The sequence below is a fragment of the Staphylococcus sp. GDX8P80P genome (assembly GCF_017893095.1).
GTDB classification, from domain to species: Bacteria; Bacillota; Bacilli; order Staphylococcales; family Staphylococcaceae; genus Staphylococcus; species Staphylococcus borealis.
The window spans coordinates 1-474 of record NZ_JAESMI010000258.1 but is presented as its reverse complement, the minus strand read 5'-3'; the positions used below and the strand labels follow the sequence as shown (position 1 = coordinate 474).

Genomic DNA, 474 nt, shown 5'->3' with positions numbered 1-474 from the left:
AAAATGTAATTTTCAAAAAGGTCTCTTATTATGTCTCATGATTCAATCAAGAGAGTGGATATTTTTTCAGAAAAATATATAAAAGAATTAAAAAGCATTCTAAATCTCATTAGAAGTAGTGATTATGCAAATTCTGTGAGTTATCCATTCATACCAAATTTAGAATTAAACAAAAAAATAGCCGTTGTTGGTTTAGAAACAAAAGTTTGGGTTGGTAATGTATCAAGTATTCAGGGTGTTATTATCGATGAAAATGAAATAATATCGGAAAGCTTTAAAGCTTATAATAAATATAAACTTTTTAAAGATAAGACTAAGGGTTTTGGTTGGCTTGTTAATGAAATAAGCAGGATTTCAGGCGAGCATCCTGCATGGTTAAACTTCTTTGCTTTTTCTTATAAAAATAGAAGTATTGATGGCATATCAAACAAAAATAAATTAAAAGATAAAATCAGGGATTTCTCTGTTAGGAAG

At 27.6% G+C, this 474-nt stretch carries 1 protein-coding gene; it reads left to right on the top strand.

What is annotated here, in order from left to right; genetic code table 11:
* Nucleotides 1-30: 30 nt before the first annotated feature.
* Nucleotides 31-474 (top strand): hypothetical protein (locus KA858_RS12690; protein WP_210135853.1); only part of this gene is annotated, 444 nt, incomplete at its 3' end.